Here is an 18,619-nt window from a genome sequence, read left to right as displayed (position 1 = left end):
TACCGGGATATGGTAAAATAAAAAAAGTGTGCCGTTTGAGAGGAGGCTCGTCCATGAATCGAATTATCCGGAATACCGGCTTTTATTTGCTCATATTTTTGGTTACAGTGGGGATCGTTCATTTTATCTCGACCCAGAATGAACAGAAGGAATTAATCACGTATGATAAATTCCGTCAAGCGGTCACTAGCAAGAATGTAGAGTCCGTATCCTTGAAGTTCGACGGGTATTCGTACTCCATTAAAGGGAAGTACATTACACCGCCGAATGGTGCGGACAAGAAAACGTTTGAAACCCACGCGCCTTATGAGACGATGGTCGTGCAAATGATCGAAGCGAATGGCGTGCCGACGGAAGAATACGGTCCGATGGAACGCGACAGCGTATGGATCAGCTTTCTTACGTCGATTATTCCGTTCGTCATTATCTTTATCTTGTTCTTCTTCTTGTTGAATCAAGCGCAGGGCGGCGGCGGCAAAGTGATGAACTTCGGCAAGAGCCGTGCGCGCTTATATAATGAAGAGAAGAAGCGCGTGACGTTCGAGGACGTTGCCGGCGCGGATGAAGAGAAGCAGGAACTGATTGAGGTTGTCGAATTCTTGAAAGATCCGCGCAAATTCGCGGCAGTCGGTGCGCGCATTCCGAAAGGCGTGCTGCTGAACGGTCCTCCGGGAACGGGTAAAACGCTGCTTGCCAGAGCGGTTGCAGGCGAAGCGGGCGTTCCGTTCTTCTCCATCTCCGGTTCGGATTTCGTGGAGATGTTCGTCGGTGTCGGCGCATCCCGTGTCCGTGATTTGTTCGAGAATGCGAAGAAGAATTCGCCTTGTATTATCTTTATCGATGAGATCGATGCGGTTGGCCGTCAACGTGGCGCCGGTCTAGGCGGCGGTCACGACGAACGTGAGCAAACGCTCAACCAATTGCTCGTAGAAATGGATGGCTTTGGTGCGAATGAAGGCATTATCATCGTCGCGGCAACGAACCGTCCGGACATTCTGGACCCTGCCTTGCTGCGTCCTGGTCGTTTCGACCGTCAAATTACGGTAGATCGTCCGGACATCAAAGGCCGTGAAGCGGTGCTGAAAGTGCATGCGCGCAATAAGCCGCTGGCCAAAGACGTGAAGCTGGATTCCCTGTCCCGCTATACAACAGGCTTTACAGGCGCTGATCTGGAGAACCTGCTCAATGAAGCAGCCCTGATTGCCGCACGCCGCAATCGCAAAGATATTTCGATGGCGGAAATCGAAGAAGCGTTCGACCGCGTTATCGTCGGTACGCAGAAGAAGAGCCGCATTATCTCCGAGACGGAGAAACGGATCGTGGCTTACCACGAAGCCGGCCACGCGATTATCGGCTATCATGCCGAGAATGCGGATATGGTGCATAAAGTAACGATCGTTCCTCGCGGACGCGCAGGCGGTTATGTCATGATGCTCCCCAAAGAGGGCGAAGACCGCATGATGCAGACGAAGAACGAATTGCTGGATAAAGTAACAGGCCTCTTGGGCGGCCGTGTTTCCGAAGAGCTGTATATCGGCGAAATCGGTACTGGCGCATACAGTGACTTCCAGAAAGCAACCGGCATCGTACGCCGGATGATTATGGAGTACGGGATGAGCGATAAGCTCGGTCCAATGCAATTCGGCAGCTCGCAAGGTCAAGTGTTCCTGGGCCGCGACATCGGTCACGAACAGAACTACAGTGACGCGATTGCGTACGAGATCGATCAGGAGATGCAAAGCTTCATCCGCACCTGCTACGAACGTGCCCGTCAGATCCTGACAGAGCATGGGGATCAAGTTCACCTCATTGCGCAAACGCTGCTTGAGAAAGAAACACTCGATAAAGACGAGATTATCTCGCTTTTGGAGAATGGCAAGTTGAATAGCTTTGACGAAGACTTCAAAGTGAATATTCAAGGCCAAAACCAAGCCAACGAAAGCAATAAATTGGAGTTCGACAAGGAGAAGGAAGCGAAAGACTCCAAATCCGATACTACCGAAGAGTAACATGCACCGCCAACTCGTAAATCCGGCGTACACGTCCTGTGTGCCCGGATTTATTTGTTTTTTCGCTGGATTTGCGCATTGACAGGGGATGTGAGAATGTGTAAATTAGTTGTAAATCTTTAAAACGCCATACCATCGGCACAGCATTGTGAAAAATGTTTCAAATAGAGATCAAGCACGATCACAAGGCTCGGTGGGAAGATGTCCCTATTGAGGCAATGTCACGATTCGATTGTTAAATTGGCTCATTTGGATCATACTATTTTCAAATAAATTACGATTATATCGACGACCTGGACTAGGTGGAGGAAGCAACTATGGAGGCCTTGGCACTAGAACGTAAGGCGGAGCAGAATAGGGAACTCAAGGAGCGCCTGCTGCAGCTCAAGAAAGAACGCAACGCAATTATTTTGGCTCATTATTATCAACGTGACGAAGTTCAAGAAGTGGCCGATTTCCGCGGCGATTCCTTCTTGCTGGCGCAAAAAGCGGCGCAAACCGAAGCGGATGTTATCGTGTTCTGCGGGGTTCATTTTATGGGAGAAAGCGCGAAAATTCTGGCTCCTAATAAAACGGTGATCATTCCCGACGAGCGCGCCGGTTGCCCAATGGCTGACATGGTGAATGTGGAAGGCCTTCGTGCCCTCAAACGTCAGCACCCGAATGCCAAAGTTGTTGCGTATATCAATACTTCGGCTGATGTGAAGTCTGAAACCGATATCTGCTGTACGTCGGCCAATGCGATCAAAGTGATCAATTCCGTTGACTCGGACGAGATTATCTGGGTACCGGATAAAAATTTGGGCGACTATGTATCAAAATTCACAAGCAAAAAAGTCATCATCTGGGAAGGCTACTGCAATACGCATGATATGCTGACCGTCAAAGATGTCGAGGAAATGAAAGCTCAGTACCCGAACGCACAGTTTGTCGTGCATCCGGAATGCCGTCCTGAAGTTGTGAAGATGGGCGACTTCGTCGGCAGTACGACGGCGATTATCAAATACTGCAAAGAATCCGACTGCCAGGAGTTCATTGTCGGCACGGAAGACGGTACGGGCTATCAACTGCGCCTCGACAGTCCCGACAAGAAGTTCCACTTTGCGACCAAGTATCTGGTATGCCCGAATATGAAAGTCAACAATCTCAAGAAAATCGTGAAATGCCTCGAAACGATGCAGCCAGAGATTTACGTATCGGAAGATGTCGCCGATAAAGCACGATTGTCCTTAGAGCGCATGTTACAAGTGAAGTAGCATGCGCTACTCTCTTGTCTAGTCAAAATTTACCCGGGCAGAGCGGTAAAGCGTTGCAATTCGTCGGCGCAGCCCCTTGCTGGAATGGGACAGAACAGGTGGATGGCATGATTCCAAGATACCTCGTGGATGTAGATTTAGATGGAATTCCGCATATACATACAGATGTCATCGTGATTGGCGCCGGGATCGCGGGCCTTTTTACGGCTTTACGCGCAAGCGAGACCAAGAAGGTGCTGATGATTACGAAAAAGTCGCTGCTCGACAGCAATACCCGCTATGCCCAGGGGGGGATCGCGGCGGTCATCTCCGACGAGGATTCGCCTGAGTATCACATGCAGGACACGCTCGTCGCCGGCGCAGGGCTCTGTTCGCCGGAGGCGGTCGACGTTCTCGTACATGAAGGTCCGAACGGCGTGCAGGACCTGATTCGCATGGGCACCCAGTTCGACTTGGAAAACGGCGAGTTTGCGCTGACCAAGGAAGGGGCGCACAGCCAGCGGCGCATTCTGCATGCCCACGGCGACGCGACCGGCGCGGAGATTGTAAGGGCTCTTTCGGAGCGGACGAAGCAGGATCCGAATATCGAGATTTGGGACGATCACTTCGTCATCGACCTCATTACCCAAGACGGCGAGTGCTACGGCGCACTCGTCCAGAAACCGAGCGGCCAGCGCGTTTTTGTTCGCGGCGAAGCGACCGTGCTCTGCTCCGGCGGGGCGGGACAGCTGTTCCGCTACACGACCAACCCGGACATTGCGACAGGTGACGGCATTGCCATCGCACATCGGGCAGGTGCGCAGATTCAGGATGTGGAATTCATCCAATTCCACCCGACGGCGCTCTGCTACCCAGGCGCGCCCCGGTTCCTGATCTCCGAAGCGGTGCGCGGCGAAGGCGGCTACCTCCGTAACATCAAGGGAGAGCGCTTCATGGAGCGTTATCACCCGCAGCTCGAGCTGGCGCCGCGCGACATTGTGGCGCGCGCGATCATTGACGAGATGGAGGCATGCCGCTCAACGTTTGTCTACCTTGATATTACGCACGAGTCGGAGGAGCTGATCAAGCATCGGTTCCCGACCATTTATGAATTTTGCCTCAATTATGGCTTGGATATGAGTACGGATTGGATTCCGGTTGCACCGGCTGCGCACTACATGATGGGCGGCGTCAAAACGGATTTGCACGGGGAAACGCTTGTTCGCAGACTCTTCGCTTGCGGCGAAGTGTCGTCCACGGGCGTGCATGGGGCGAACCGGCTGGCGAGCAATTCGTTGTCGGAGGCCATTGTATTCGGCCGCAGAATCATTGAACGGATTCAAGAACTTCCGCCGCTCAAGGGCGATATTCAGATTCGTTCGCAGTCCGATGCGCCGAGAAAGGAAATTTCCAATCAAGCAGTCGTGGAGAAGCGGCTCAAGCTGCAGAAGGTGATGCTGCGTTGTGCAGGTCTCAAGCGTACGGCGAAAGGGTTGCAAAAGGGATATGAGGAATTGGCGCGTCAGTTGTCGATTTTTGATTCTGTGATGACAAAACGCGAAGAATATGAATTTGCAAATTTGCTCAATGTCGCATTGTTGACGACGACGGCGGCGCTCACGCGGGAAGAGAGCCGCGGCGGTCACTACCGGGAGGATTTCCCGGAGCGCGACGATGCCCAGTGGAAGAAGCATATCGTTTTCAAGCGTGGGGAAGCTAGGATTGAGGAGTGGATCTAGGATGCAGGACATCAATATCAATATGGAACTCGTACGGGAACAAATTCGACTCTGGCTGAAAGAAGATATCGGCACAGGCGACGTGACGACGCTCACAACAATCCCTTTGGATCAAGTATCCAAAGGGATTATCCACGTCAAAGAGGACGGTATCGTCTGCGGGCTGCCGATTGCGCGGGAAGTGTTCGGTGTCGTCGACGCTTCGCTTCATTTTGAAACAAAAGTGGCTGAAGGATCGTCTGTATCTAGAGGGACGGTTTTGGCCGTTGTGGAGGGGAACACGCGCAGCATTTTGCTTGGCGAGAGACTAAGCTTGAATTTGATGCAGCGTATGTCTGGCATCGCAACCAGAACGCGTCAATACGTGGAAGCTTTGGAAGGCTTGCCGACCAGGCTTGTCGACACGCGGAAAACGACGCCGGGCCATCGGCTTTTAGAAAAATACGCAGTACGCGTCGGCGGTGGTCATAATCACCGTTTCGGTCTGTACGATGCGGTGATGATCAAGGATAACCACATTAAAGGCGCAGGCGGCATTACGCAAGCGGTAAGCGCAGCGCGCGTGCAGATCCCCCACACGATGAAGATCGAAGTGGAAGTGGAGAATTTTGAGCAGCTGCAGGAGGCACTGACCGCAGGCGCGGACATCATTATGCTCGACAACATGGCGCCGGATCGGATGAAAGAGGCGGTTTCCATAATTAAAAGCAAAGCGCCGCATATTGTAGTAGAGGGCTCGGGTTCCGTGAACCTGCACACAATTCGCGGGATGGCGGAGAGCGGTGTGGATGTCATTTCAGTGGGACGCCTGACTTACTCGGTCGAGGCTTTGGACATTTCGCTGGATCTGAACGAGCAAAAGGAGACGGCTCTATGATCCTGGTGATTGACGTTGGCAACACGAACATTGTGCTGGGCCTCTACAATAAGCGTACGCTTTTGCACCACTGGCGCATTAGCACGAATCGCTCGGCTACCGTGGATGAATACGGCATGCTGCTGCACAGTCTGTTCCAGCATTCCGGCATCACGTTCGATCAAGTGGAGGGCGTTATTATTTCCTCTGTTGTGCCGCCGCTGATGCATGCAATGGAGAACCTCTGTCTACACTATCTGAAAAGATCGCCATTCATCGTCGGGCCCGGGATCAAAACGGGGCTCAACGTGCGGGTGGACAATCCGAAGGAAGTTGGTGCGGATCGGATCGTGAATGCGGTCGCTGCACTGGAACTGTACGGAGCGCCATGCCTGATCGTCGATTTCGGCACCGCCACCACGTACGACTACATCGATCCGTCACAGCAACTGGTGGGCTGTGCGATTGCCCCAGGCATCGGGATTTCAACCGAGGCGCTGTATCAGAAGGCGGCGAAGCTGCCGCGCATTGAATTGGTGAAGCCTAAGAGCGTCGTAGGCCGCAATACGGTTGCCGCGATGCAGGCGGGCATTATTTACGGCTATGTCGGCCAAGTGGACGGTATCGTCGAGCGGGTGAAGAAGGAATTTAACGTGAATCCGACGGTCATTGCGACCGGCGGGCTGGCGGAGCTCATCTCCAGCGAGTCGCGGACGATTCAGATTGTGAATCCGCTTCTTACGCTGCAAGGCCTGCAAATGATTTACGAGAAGAATGCCTAGGTTGGGTAAAGGAAGAAGGACAAAGCAATGAGCGATTACTTGATTCGAGGGACTGCGCTTGATGGGCGCATACGCGCGTTTGCCGTGCAGTCGACGGAGCTCACCGATGAGCTGAGCCGCCGTCATCAAACAACGCCGACGGCAACGGCGGCGCTTGGGCGCACAGCCGCTGCGGGGCTGCTGATGGGCGCAATGCTCAAAGGTGATGAGCATTTGATCATTCAAGTCAAAGGCGGCGGGCCGATCGGCCAGATCGTCGTCGATGCGAACGCCAAAGGTGATGTGCGCGGCTACGTCGACAATCCGGAGGTCGACCCGCCGCTCAAAGCGAACGGCAAGCTGGATGTGTCGGCGGCTGTGGGCACGGATGGCTTTTTATACATAACGAAAGACTTGGGGCTCAGAGAGCCGTATAAAGGCAGCGTGCCGATTCTATCCGGAGAGTTGGCGGAAGACTTTACGTACTACTTCGCCATGTCGGAGCAGACGCCTTCCGCGGTCTCGCTCGGCGTATTGGTGAATGTGGATCATTCGATCCTGGCCGCAGGAGGTTTCGTCATCCAGCTGCTGCCGGGGCTTACGGACAGCGAAATTAGCGAGATTGAAGGGGAACTCGCCCAAATCCCATCTTTTACCAATATGCTGGGTCAAGGGTTATCGCTGGAGCAAATTTTGCAAACAGTGCTGCCTTCCTTCCGCAAGTTGGATGAGATGAGCGTCCGGTTTCAGTGCAAATGCAGCCGGGAACGGGTGGAGACGACGCTGATCTCGCTCGGCAAGCAGGAACTGCAAGAAATGTTGGACGAAGAGGGTTCGGCGGAAGTGGTATGCCATTTTTGCAACGAGGCGTATCAATTTGATGAGAAGAACTTGCAGCGCATGATCGAGCAGTAACCATGGGCATCGCACGGCTTCGGAGGCGCATGATGTGCCTTGCATAGCGGCACTGCTAGCGAGAGCAGCAATATGGAAATAGAAGAGGGAAACAGGATGCAGAACGTAAAGCGGTTGTGGGGCGTCATTATCGCGTTGGCGGTAGTTATTCTCGTGCTTGCATCCTTGCTGGTCAGCCGTGGCGGGAGCCCAGCCCTAACGAGTCCGACACCGACGCCTGATCAGCACCAGGCCGAGGACAAGGGAGCTCAGATCGTCGCCAAAATCGGAGACCGCGAGATCACGATGGACGATTTGGAAGCGGCGCTGAAGCGCCACTATGGTGCCGAGCAGCTGGGGCAAATGCTGGATCGCGGAGTCGTTCAGCTGGAGGCGAAGGAGAAAGGTGTTTCTGTGGATGCTGCGGAACTGGCGCGTGAGCTGAAACGGATGCAGCAGGGCTACGAGAGCGAACAGCAGTATTATGAGGCTATGCTGACGCAGCTGGGGATGTCCAAAGAGGAGATTCAAGAGGACGCCTCAAACAAGCTTTTATTGGAAAAACTGGCGACGCTGCCGATTCAAATTACGAACGCCGAGATCGATGATTACATCAAGACGCATGCCGATGAATTTCAGCAGAAGACGGAGTATCACATCCTGCAGATTATTGTGTCGACCAAGGATCAGGCGAATAAAGTGCTCGCCGAGCTGGCGAAGGGCGAAAGCTTTGCCATTCTGGCCCGCGATCGCTCGCTGGATGATGCGACGAACAATAACGGCGGGGATTTAGGTTGGGTGGTCGGCGATGACCCCTTCGTGGATGCAGCCGTGCTGGAAACCGCAAAGACGCTGAAAGTCGGCCAAGTGAGCAAGCCGGTGCCGCTTGCCGAAGGGTTTGCTGTGGTGAGCCTCAAGGAGAAGCGGGATCAGCCGAATCCTGATATGGCTTTTATCAAGGAAAATGTCCGGCGGGAGTTGGCTTTGCAGCAGGCGCCTCCACTCAAGGATTACGTAAACCAATTGCGTGCAAAATGGAAGGTCAGCATTCTGGATGCGCAGCTGCGCTAGTACGGTAACAAAAATAATTTGACAACCTGTAAGCGCATTGATAATATTAAAAGTATTAAAGCCGACCTGTTAACTCGGAAATCATCACTATTTCATCTGGAGGGGAATTTAATTATGGCAAGATTAGTTCAGAACATTACGGATTTGATTGGCGATACGCCGCTTGTGCGTTTAAACCGCGTTGTGCCGGAAGGAAGCGCAGAAGTTTATGTGAAGCTTGAATATCAGAATCCAGGGTCTAGCGTCAAAGACCGTATTGCGATCTCCATGATTGAAGTTGCTGAGCAAGAAGGCAGATTGAAACCGGGCGACACAATCGTCGAGCCAACGAGCGGTAACACGGGCATCGGTATTGCGATGGTAGCAGCAGCAAAAGGCTATAAAGCAATCCTTATTATGCCTGAAACGATGTCTCTGGAACGCCGCAACCTGCTTCGCGCTTATGGCGCGCAATTGGTGCTGACACCAGGGGCAGAAGGGATGAAAGGCGCGATCAAACGTGCGGAAGAGCTTCAAGCAGAGAACCCATCGTACTTTATCCCGCAACAATTCAATAACCCGGCGAACGTGAAAATCCACCGTGAAACGACAGGTCCTGAAATCGTTGAAGCAATTAACAGCTATGACGGCAAACTTGATGCCTTTGTCGCAGGTATCGGTACGGGCGGTACGATCACAGGCGCCGGCGGCGTGCTGAAAGAAAACTTCCCGAATATCAAAATCTACGCGATTGAGCCAGCGGCTTCCCCGATCCTTTCCGGCGGCAAACCTGGCCCTCACAAAATTCAAGGGCTTGGCGCAGGCTTTGTACCAAGCATTCTGAATACGAATATTTATGATGAAGTGATCACCGTTGAGAACGAAGATGCGTTCGAAATGTCCCGTCGCGTAGCGAAAGAGGAAGGCATCCTTGGCGGTATTTCTTCCGGTGCAGCGATTTTCGCCGCGCTGCAAGTGGCGAAAGAGCTTGGCGCAGGCAAGCGCGTCGTCGCGGTTCTGCCAAGTAACGGTGAGCGTTACCTGTCCACGCCTTTGTACCAATTCGAAGAGCAATAAGAATTTCGATCGTGAACATGCCCCCGGCCTTGTGGCTTGGGGGCTTTTTTTCTGTCGACCGTTAGCGTATACTAATGGACAAACTGGAGTCTGTCCGACGAACCGGGTTCAATCCATCGGACAGACCTATAGGTGCGGATGGAAGGTAAGGAGTGCGTATGATTTTAACAACGATGGAACAATGGCGGATGTGGTCCGCTTCCTATTCAATGCTGCCGTATATCATCAAATTGGGTCTCGCGGATGACCGGATGAAGTCGTGGAAGGAAGCGTGGCGGAGCGCGTCGCCGACGTCGTTTATTCTCGAGAGTGGCAAGGGCGGTCGCTATACATGCTTTGGGCTGCAGCCGTCTTCGACGATTCAGGGAAAAGGGCTGGCTGGAGAAGTGCGGGAGAGAGGCCTAGGCGGACAGGAGTCGCAGGTCATCCCTGTGCACGGCAAGCCGCTCGACGTCGTCAAAGCGTGGATGGCCCCTTACCGGAGCCCGAACGTGCAGGGTGCCCCGAAATTCACGGGCGGTTGCGTCGGCTACTGGAGCTACGATGTCATCCGCACGATCGAGAAGCTGCCTGAGCAGGCGGCGGACGATCTGCCGATCCCAGACTACAGCTTCGCGCAGTACGACGAGGTGTGGGTGCTCGACCACACGGACAAAAGCCTGTACATCGCCGTCCACACGGCGATTGACGTGGACGCTGCACGCGACGAGGAAACCCTCGTGGGGCTGTACCAAGCCGCGCACGCCCGTGCCGAAGCGATGCTCGTTCGCTGGCACGCGCTGCGCGCCGCGGGCTGGTCCGGCACGCCGCTCAGCGGCGGCGGCGAAGGGCAGGCGCTGGGGCGCGAAGCGCTGCACATCGACGTCGAAACCATCGCCGGCATCGAGCCGGCGTTCGACAAAGCCGCCTACATTGCGGCGGTGCAGCGCATTCAGGCGTATATCGGACAGGGTGACGTGTTCCAGGTCAACCTGTCCGTCAGGCAGAGCCGGCGTCTCACGACGACGCCGGAGGAGATCTACGAGGCGCTGCGCCTCGTCAACCCGTCGCCCTATATGGGGCTCCTGCGCTTCGCGGACTTTGCCCTCGTCTCGGGCTCGCCGGAGCTGCTCGTGCAGCTCGAGGACGGGATCCTGCGGACCCGCCCCATCGCCGGCACGCGCCCGCGCGGCAAGGACGAGCAGGATGACCTGCGCCTGGCCGACGAGCTCATCGACAACGAAAAAGAGCGCGCCGAGCACGTCATGCTCGTCGACCTTGAGCGCAACGACCTTGGTCGTATTTCCAAATACGGGTCGGTGCGTGTGAAAGATTTTATGGTCATCGAGTACTATTCCCATGTCATGCACATCGTCTCCGAAGTCGTCGGAGAACTTGCAGAGGGCAAGGACGCGTACGATGTCATCGCCGCGACCTTCCCGGGAGGCACCATCACGGGTGCGCCGAAGATTCGCACCATGGAAATTATCGAGGAACTCGAGCCGGTGCGCCGCGGTCCGTACACGGGATCGATGGGATGGATTGACTATAACGGCAATATGGAATTTAATATTATTATACGAACGCTGGTCGCGGCGCAGGGCATGGGGCATATTCAGGCGGGAGCGGGGATCGTTATCGATTCCGTGCCGGAGCGGGAATACACCGAATCCCTCAACAAAGCGAAAGCGATGTGGAAAGCAATCGAATACAGCGAGCGGAGCATGAGCCGAGCTTAGGCCCTGTGGGGCAGACGAAAGGGGAGCTTAGAATGATTTTAGTGATTGATAATTACGATTCGTTTACGTACAACCTCGTGCAGTATTTGGGGGAGATCGGGGAAGACGTCGTCGTACGCCGCAATGACGAGATCGATTTGGATGGCGTCGCGGCGCTGGCACCGGATCATATCTTGATTTCGCCGGGACCGTGCACACCGAATGAAGCGGGTATTTCCCTTGCGCTGATCGAGCGCTTCAAAGGTGTCATTCCGATTTTCGGCGTGTGCCTTGGCCACCAGTCCATCGGACAGGCATTCGGCGGGGACGTCATTCGCGCAGAGCGTCTGATGCACGGCAAAACGTCCGAAATGTTCCACGACGGCAAAACGTTATTCGAAGGGCTGCCGAATCCATTCATCGCAACCCGTTATCACTCTTTGATCGTCAAGCGCGAAACCTTGCCGGACTGCCTGGAAATCAGCGCGGAGACCGCGGAAGGCGAGATTATGGCCCTGCGCCATAAAGAGTACCCGATCGAAGGCGTGCAATTCCACCCGGAATCGATCATTACGGAGCACGGGCACCAGATCCTTCGCAACTTCTTGCGCCGCACAGCCAAAACAGGAGCGTAACGCTGTTATGATCATTAGCATAAATGGCGCTTTACAAGATGAGCAGCAAGCCGTGGTCTCGGTTTACGATCACGGTTTTCTTTACGGTATCGGGTTGTTCGAGACGTTCCGGACGTATCAAGGCGAGCCGTTCCTTCTGCCGGAGCATCTGCAACGATTGACGGACGGCTGCCGGGAGCTGGGCATCGCCTATGAGCCAAGTGAATCGGCAGTTCGCGCATCGATTGCGCAGCTGCTGCAGGCGAATGGCCTCACAGATGCGTACATCCGCTTCTCTGTGTCCGCTGGCGTCGAGGCGTTGGGATTGCCAGCTCGCGATTATACGAAGCCGACGGAAATCATCTACATCAAGCCGCTGCCTCCACGAGACGAGCAGGTATATACGGCCGGCAAGGCACTGCAACTGCTAAAGCTGCCCCGCAACACGCCGGAGGGCTTGTACCGGTTCAAGTCCTTTCACTATATGAACAACATTTTGGCGAAAAGAGAGCTTAGCCTCTACCCCTGGGCCGTCGGGGCCGAGGGATTGATGCTGAGCGAAGACGGTTACGTGGCGGAAGGCATCGTTAGCAACCTCTTTTTTGTCAAAGACGGCATGCTGCACACGCCTTCGCTAGAGACCGGCATTCTGCCGGGCATTACGCGAGGGCATGTCCTGCGGCTGGCATCGTCGCTGGGCATCCCCATCCAGGACGGGCTGTACCGCTGGGAGGACCTGGTGGAGGCCGAAGAGGTGTTCCTCGTAAACTCCGTCCAGGAAATCGTGCCCGTTAGCACGATGTACACACCGAGTGGACAGGCCATCACTGTCGAAGGAGGGCCTGGGCCGATAACGCGCCAGTTGACGGCGCAGTATAAGTAATATTTCTACCCATACAGGAAGTGAAACGCATATGCAACATAAGCTCATCTGCAAAGAACACGAACTGCCCATCGGTGATCGGACGATCGTCATGGGCATCTTGAACATTACGCCGGATTCCTTCTCGGACGGCGGCAGCTACATAGATCTCGACAAAGCCGTGCAGCGCGCGAGGCAAATGGTGGTCGAAGGCGCCGACATCCTCGACATCGGCGGTGAATCCACGCGTCCCGGCGCAGCCAAAGTCACGCAGGACGAAGAGCTCGAACGCGTCATTCCCGTCATCGAAGCGATCAGACGAGAAATCCACGTGCCGATTTCCATCGACACGTATAAAGCGGGCGTCGCGGATGCGGCACTGGCGTCCGGTGCCCACATCATCAACGATGTGTGGGGCGGCCTCGCCGATCCCCGCATGGCGGCCGTCGCGCAGCGGCACGACTGCCCGTTCATTCTCACGCATAATCGGCACGATATGGCGTACACGGACTTCCTGTCCGATGTGCTGGCCGATCTCCAGCACATGATCGAGCAAGCCACCGCAGCCGGCGTGAAGCCGGAGCGCATCATTTTAGACCCGGGCATCGGGTTCGCCAAAACCTATGAGCAGAACCTCTACCTCATGAATCATCTCCGCCCTCTCGTTGATCTCGGCTATCCCGTCCTGCTGGGCACGTCCCGCAAAAGCGTCATCGGCCTCACGCTCGGCCTTCCGCCGGAGGAGCGGCTCGAGGGCACGGCGGCGACCGTCGCGCTTGGTATTGCCCAAGGCTGCGGCATCGTGCGCGTGCACGATGTGCAGGCAATGAAACGGCTCGCCGTCATGACAGACGCCATCGTCCGCAGTTCCCTTTAGTAGGCATCGTCTTTGAAAATTAGGAGGCACACCGCCAATGGATAAAATCACACTCTCCCGCATGCAGTTTTTTGGCAATCACGGGGTATTTCCCGAAGAGAATAAGCTCGGTCAACGCTTCTATGTCGACGTGGAGCTCATGCTTCCACTGGAGAAGCCGGGCCGTTCGGACGCGCTTGAAGACACCGTCAATTACGGGGAAGTCTTTTTCAGAGTCAAAGACATCGTCGAAGGCAAGACCTTCAAGCTCATCGAGGCTTTAGCGGAAAACATTGCATCCGAGCTCCTGCATCACTATACTAGTATCAACGAAGTGACGGTACGCGTCATCAAGCCGCATCCGCCCTTTGCTGTTTTATTTGACGGGGTCACCGTCGAGATTAACCGAAAGCGGGCATAAGGATGACAGATGCAGCACATGAACACGAAGAATCGATAAAAGCGTATGTAGCGCTGGGCTCTAACATGGGCGACCGCGAGCAATACTTGCGGGAGGCGATCCGCCTGTTGGATGCGGAAGCGGGCATAATCGTGACCGGGCGCTCCAGCATCTACGAGACGGAACCGGTCGGCTATGTGGATCAGGACGCTTTTTTGAACATGGTAATTCAAATTCACACGAATTTACCGCCGGAAACCTTGCTCGCGACACTGCTCGCCACCGAGAATCGGCTGGGGCGCACACGTGAACTGCGTTGGGGACCGCGTACCCTAGATTTGGATTTACTTCTCTACGGCAACCATCAGCTCTCTACCCCCGACTTGATCGTTCCGCATCCGCGGATGCAGGAGCGGGCTTTTGTTTTAGTTCCTCTCACGGAGGTTCTCTACGAGCGGCAAGATGCTGCATTTGAATCCATCTCTGCAAATCTGGAGAAACTGGAAGGAAAGGAAGGCGTCATCCTATGGAAAAAAGCTCAATAGCACAGCGCATCCGCGCTTTCCGCAAATTGAAAGGCTACACCCAAAGTGAACTTGCTGATCTGCTAGGCGTCTCGATTGCGATTCTGGGGGCAATTGAGCGCGGCACCCGCAAGCCGGATACTCACATGATCCAAAAAATTTCCCAAGTACTTAACATAGAACCCGAAGAACTGCTTGCCATCGCGGCAAGATGAAAGGAGTGGAATCTTCGATGCTCAAAATCGGCAATGTCGAAGCTCCCAATAAAGTTGTGCTCGCCCCGATGGCGGGCGTATGTAATCCGGCCTTCCGGCTTATTGCCAAAGAATTCGGCACAGGTCTGGTCTGTGCGGAGATGGTCAGCGATAAAGCGATCGTCCACGGCAATTCGCGTTCCATGGAAATGCTGTATGTCGATGAGCGGGAGAAGCCGCTTAGTCTGCAAATTTTTGGCGGCGATACGGAAACGCTGGTGCAAGCGGCTCGAATCGTCGATCAGCAAACGAACGCTGACATTATCGACATCAACATGGGCTGCCCCGTGCCCAAGATCACCAAATGCGACGCTGGCGCCAGATGGCTCCTGCAACCGGATAAAATTGAAGAGATGATCTCGACCGTTGTGAAAGCCGTCAGCAAGCCAGTGACCGTCAAGATGCGGATTGGCTGGGACGCCGAGCATATTTACGCGGTTGAAAATGCAAAAGCGGTCGAGCGCGGCGGCGGCAGCGCCGTCAGTGTACACGGTCGTACGCGCGAGCAGCTCTACACGGGCAAGGCGGACTGGGACATCATCCGCGAAGTGAAACAGGCGCTCTCCATTCCGGTCATCGGCAATGGGGATGTGGTCACGCCTGAGGATGCCAAGCGCATGCTCGATATGACCGGCGTTGACGGCGTCATGATCGGACGCGGCGCGCTCGGTAATCCATGGATGCTGTACCGGACGGTGAAATACCTCGAGAACGGCGAATTGCCTGCCGAGCCGACGCCGGAGGAAAAGATCCGCATTGCCATTTTGCATATGGATCGGTTAATTGCCCTGAAGGGTGAAAATGTGGCTGTCAAAGAGATGCGCAAGCACATGGCGTGGTACCTCAAAGGTCTGACTGGCGCTGCCCGCGTCAAGGACGTTCTGATGGAGCACGTAAAGCGGGATGACATGGTGCGGACACTAAACGACTTCGTTGATCATTTGGTGACAAACGCTGCAGATGACAAGGCTGGAGCACCGGTGGAGACGGCAATCCTCCATTAAACACCATCTAATGGTTGACATTGACATTTTGAAACGGTTGCAATATAATCAGTCAATATTAATGTGTTCCTGCATATATTGAAAGACTAACGAGTAAGTAATTTTTTATATAACGTGAATTCATACTAATTGAATCAGCTCTATAAAGACCTAACTCCTCGCAGGATGCATCGATTCAACGATATGAAAATCTTTCACATGACGGGAGATCAGTTGGCATGGCTGAAAAAGAGGTCATACTTACATCAGACGGTTTGAGAAAGCTTGAAGACGAGCTTGAACATTTGAAATCGGTAAAGCGCCGCGAAGTTGCGGAAAGAATCAAAGTAGCGATCGGCTACGGCGATATCAGCGAGAACTCCGAGTACGAGGATGCTAAGAACGAACAAGCTTTTATCGAAGGCAGAATCATCACTTTAGAAAAAATGCTGCGCAATGCGCGAATTATTAATAACGAGGATGTCGATGTAAATACGGTTAGCGTAGGCGCAATTGTCTCGCTGAAGGATTTGGAATTCGGCGATCTCGTGGAATATACGATTGTAGGCTCCGCGGAATCCGATCCGCTGCAGAACAAGATTTCGAACGAAAGCCCAGTGGGCAAAGCCATTCTCGGCAAGCAAAAGGGTGCCACCGTTGACGTTAACGTTCCTGCCGGCGTCATTCAGTATCAGATTGTTGATATTAAAAAGTAACAAGCCGCCTTTTGGAAAGCTTCCCTCGAGGAAGCTTTTTTTTCCGTTACCACGACCCTATAACGATACAGGAGCTGATAATTATGACCCAGGAAGTAGAACTCAACGAACTGCTCGTCATTCGCCGTAACAAATTGGACGAGCTGCAAAATCTCGGTGTCGATCCATTCGGCAGCAAATTTGTAAGAACGCACACGGCGAAAGACATTTTGGACGCTTATCAGGATCGGACCAAAGAAGAGCTGGACGAGACGGAAGTCGAAGTCAGCCTTGCGGGGCGTATTATGCAAAAACGCAGCATGGGTAAAGCCAGCTTCGCTCATCTGCAGGACATTACAGGCAAAATCCAGATCTATGTGCGCCAAGATGCGCTGGATGCGAACAAATATCAGGCGTTTGATCTGCTTGACCTTGGGGATATTGTCGGGGTAACGGGTGTGGTCTTCAAAACGAAAACCGGCGAAACCTCCATCAAAGTGCAATCGTTGGAAGTGTTGACGAAATCCCTGCTGCCGCTGCCGGACAAGTTCCATGGCCTCAGCGACGTAGAGCTGCGCTACCGCCAACGTTATGTTGACTTAATTATGAGTCAAGACGTCAGAGAGACGTTTATTCTCCGTTCCAAAATCATTCAATCGATGCGCCGCTACCTGGATGCCCTGGGCTTCTTGGAGGTGGAGACGCCTACGCTGCACTCCGTGGCCGGCGGGGCTTCCGCACGTCCGTTCAAAACGCATCACAACGCGCTCGACATGCCGCTGCATATGCGTATTGCGATCGAACTTCACTTGAAACGCTTGATCGTCGGCGGCTTGGAAAAAGTGTATGAAATCGGCCGCGTCTACCGTAACGAGGGGATTTCTACGCGTCACAATCCGGAGTTCACGATGATCGAGCTGTACGAAGCTTACGCGGACTACAAAGACATCATGAAGCTGACGGAAGAAGTCATTGCGCATATTGCGCAAGAAGTGCTTGGCACAACGACGGTTCAGTATGGCGATCATGAAGTCAATCTGGCTGTGGGCTGGAGACGTGTGTCCATGGTCGATGCCATTAAAGAGGTAAAAGGTGTAGACTTCAGCGTGCACATGTCGAACGAAGAGGCTCACCGTCTGGCGAAGGAGCATAACGTTCCTGTAGAACCGCATATGACATTTGGTCACATCGTGAACCAATTCTTTGAGACCTTCGTAGAAGAAACGTTGATTCAGCCTACGTTTATTTATGGACATCCTTTGGAGATTTCTCCGCTTGCCAAAAAGAACCCGGAAGATCCGCGGTTTACGGATCGTTTCGAGCTATTTATCGTGGCGCGCGAGCATGCCAATGCCTTTACCGAGCTGAACGATCCGATCGATCAGCGTGAACGGTTTGAAGCGCAGCTCCGTGAGAAGGAGCAGGGCAATGACGAAGCCCACGAAATGGACGAAGACTTCATTCGTGCGCTTGAATACGGCATGCCGCCGACAGGTGGTCTCGGCATCGGGATCGACCGTCTAGTTATGCTGCTGACTAATGCACCGTCCATCCGTGACGTGCTGTTATTCCCGCTGATGCGCGAGCGTGCAGGCGAATAAAATAGGTGAAATCGAGGCGCCGGTGGGTGCCTCGATTTTTTTTGTATTTGGCACTTGCAAAGTGTAGGGACTCTGTGGTATCTTATAAAAGTTGCTTCTGAGCAACGCGGAATTCACGAAAAACAACTTCAAATTAAAAGTTGCAAAGTGAAATTCGATGTGATATATTGGTCTTCCGGCTTTCGAGAGAAAGTTGTTAGACAAGCATTGTTCCTTGAAAACTGAACAACGAGTGAGTAAGCAAAACGGTTGAGCAATCAACCATAATGAGATTGAAAAATCTCGCTAGCAAGTCAATGAGCTATTCAGCCTTTCTTTTATGGAGAGTTTGATCCTGGCTCAGGACGAACGCTGGCGGCGTGCCTAATACATGCAAGTCGAGCGGAGCACTTCGGTGCTTAGCGGCGGACGGGTGAGTAACACGTAGGTAACCTGCCTTTGAGACCGGGATAACTATCGGAAACGATAGCTAAGACCGGATAGCTGGTTTTCTCGCATGAGAGAATCATGAA

At 53.7% G+C, this 18,619-nt stretch carries 18 protein-coding genes and 1 rRNA gene; all 19 read left to right on the top strand.

Features of this window, described 5'->3' with window-relative positions:
- The first annotated feature begins 53 nt into the window (after positions 1 to 53).
- Positions 54 to 2,009 carry an ATP-dependent zinc metalloprotease FtsH gene (ftsH, locus tag ABE504_RS04350; protein WP_430085037.1) on the top strand — a complete coding sequence of 652 codons (1,956 nt, stop codon included), beginning with the start codon at positions 54 to 56 and terminating at the stop codon, positions 2,007 to 2,009.
- A 317-nt stretch (positions 2,010 to 2,326) separates the two neighbouring features.
- Positions 2,327 to 3,265 carry a quinolinate synthase NadA gene (gene nadA / locus ABE504_RS04345; protein ID WP_430085035.1) on the top strand — a complete coding sequence of 313 codons (939 nt, stop codon included), beginning with the start codon at positions 2,327 to 2,329 and terminating at the stop codon, positions 3,263 to 3,265.
- A gap of 107 nt (positions 3,266 to 3,372) precedes the next feature.
- On the top strand, positions 3,373 to 4,983 hold the full coding sequence (gene nadB / locus ABE504_RS04340; protein WP_430085032.1) for an L-aspartate oxidase: 1,611 nt from the start codon (positions 3,373 to 3,375) through the stop codon (positions 4,981 to 4,983).
- A 1-nt stretch (position 4,984) separates the two neighbouring features.
- The gene (gene nadC / locus ABE504_RS04335) at positions 4,985 to 5,860 is read left to right on the top strand and encodes a carboxylating nicotinate-nucleotide diphosphorylase (RefSeq protein ID WP_430085029.1); all 876 of its coding nucleotides are present in this window, start codon (positions 4,985 to 4,987) and stop codon (positions 5,858 to 5,860) included.
- Positions 5,857 to 6,621 (top strand): type III pantothenate kinase, encoded by a 765-nt coding sequence (locus tag ABE504_RS04330; protein ID WP_430085027.1) that lies wholly within the window; start codon positions 5,857 to 5,859, stop codon positions 6,619 to 6,621. Before nadC ends, ABE504_RS04330 begins: the two co-directional genes overlap by 4 nt.
- Positions 6,622 to 6,648: 27 nt before the next feature.
- Complete coding sequence (gene hslO / locus ABE504_RS04325; RefSeq protein ID WP_430085024.1) at positions 6,649 to 7,515, top strand: Hsp33 family molecular chaperone HslO; 867 nt, start codon at positions 6,649 to 6,651, stop codon at positions 7,513 to 7,515.
- 96 nt (positions 7,516 to 7,611) lie between these two features.
- Positions 7,612 to 8,565, top strand: a complete 954-nt coding sequence (locus tag ABE504_RS04320; RefSeq protein WP_430085022.1) for a peptidylprolyl isomerase — start codon at positions 7,612 to 7,614, stop codon at positions 8,563 to 8,565.
- A 114-nt stretch (positions 8,566 to 8,679) separates the two neighbouring features.
- Complete coding sequence (gene cysK, locus ABE504_RS04315) at positions 8,680 to 9,621, top strand: cysteine synthase A (protein WP_430085019.1); 942 nt, start codon at positions 8,680 to 8,682, stop codon at positions 9,619 to 9,621.
- Positions 9,622 to 9,779: 158 nt separating this feature from the next.
- On the top strand, positions 9,780 to 11,339 hold the full coding sequence (locus tag ABE504_RS04310; RefSeq protein WP_430085016.1) for an anthranilate synthase component I family protein: 1,560 nt from the start codon (positions 9,780 to 9,782) through the stop codon (positions 11,337 to 11,339).
- Between the two features lie 32 nt (positions 11,340 to 11,371).
- Entirely contained in the window at positions 11,372 to 11,953 is a 582-nt protein-coding gene (gene pabA, locus ABE504_RS04305) for an aminodeoxychorismate/anthranilate synthase component II (RefSeq protein ID WP_430085013.1), read from the top strand.
- Positions 11,954 to 11,960: 7 nt separating this feature from the next.
- Entirely contained in the window at positions 11,961 to 12,815 is an 855-nt protein-coding gene (gene pabC, locus ABE504_RS04300; RefSeq protein WP_430085010.1) for an aminodeoxychorismate lyase, read from the top strand.
- 31 nt (positions 12,816 to 12,846) lie between these two features.
- Complete coding sequence (gene folP / locus ABE504_RS04295) at positions 12,847 to 13,671, top strand: dihydropteroate synthase (protein ID WP_430085007.1); 825 nt, start codon at positions 12,847 to 12,849, stop codon at positions 13,669 to 13,671.
- A gap of 37 nt (positions 13,672 to 13,708) precedes the next feature.
- Entirely contained in the window at positions 13,709 to 14,071 is a 363-nt protein-coding gene (gene folB / locus ABE504_RS04290) for a dihydroneopterin aldolase (protein ID WP_430085004.1), read from the top strand.
- A gap of 2 nt (positions 14,072 to 14,073) precedes the next feature.
- The gene (gene folK / locus ABE504_RS04285; protein WP_430085001.1) at positions 14,074 to 14,595 is read left to right on the top strand and encodes a 2-amino-4-hydroxy-6-hydroxymethyldihydropteridine diphosphokinase; all 522 of its coding nucleotides are present in this window, start codon (positions 14,074 to 14,076) and stop codon (positions 14,593 to 14,595) included.
- Positions 14,577 to 14,789 carry a helix-turn-helix domain-containing protein gene (locus ABE504_RS04280; RefSeq protein ID WP_430084998.1) on the top strand — a complete coding sequence of 71 codons (213 nt, stop codon included), beginning with the start codon at positions 14,577 to 14,579 and terminating at the stop codon, positions 14,787 to 14,789. Before folK ends, ABE504_RS04280 begins: the two co-directional genes overlap by 19 nt.
- A gap of 17 nt (positions 14,790 to 14,806) precedes the next feature.
- A complete protein-coding gene (gene dusB, locus ABE504_RS04275; RefSeq protein ID WP_430084995.1) occupies positions 14,807 to 15,832 on the top strand; it encodes a tRNA dihydrouridine synthase DusB in 1,026 nt (341 codons plus the stop codon).
- A gap of 218 nt (positions 15,833 to 16,050) precedes the next feature.
- Positions 16,051 to 16,527 (top strand): transcription elongation factor GreA, encoded by a 477-nt coding sequence (greA, locus tag ABE504_RS04270; RefSeq protein ID WP_430084993.1) that lies wholly within the window; start codon positions 16,051 to 16,053, stop codon positions 16,525 to 16,527.
- A gap of 83 nt (positions 16,528 to 16,610) precedes the next feature.
- Positions 16,611 to 18,107, top strand: a complete 1,497-nt coding sequence (gene lysS / locus ABE504_RS04265) for a lysine--tRNA ligase (RefSeq protein WP_430084990.1) — start codon at positions 16,611 to 16,613, stop codon at positions 18,105 to 18,107.
- Positions 18,108 to 18,423: 316 nt separating this feature from the next.
- A 16S ribosomal RNA gene (locus ABE504_RS04260) occupies positions 18,424 to 18,619 on the top strand; the annotation flags it as partial.

The sequence above is a fragment of the Paenibacillus oryzisoli genome, assembly GCF_050467285.1.
Classification (GTDB): Bacteria; Bacillota; Bacilli; order Paenibacillales; family NBRC-103111; genus Paenibacillus_E; species Paenibacillus_E oryzisoli_A.
Note: the sequence above shows the minus strand (reverse complement) of the source record. Positions and strands in the feature narration are given on the sequence as shown.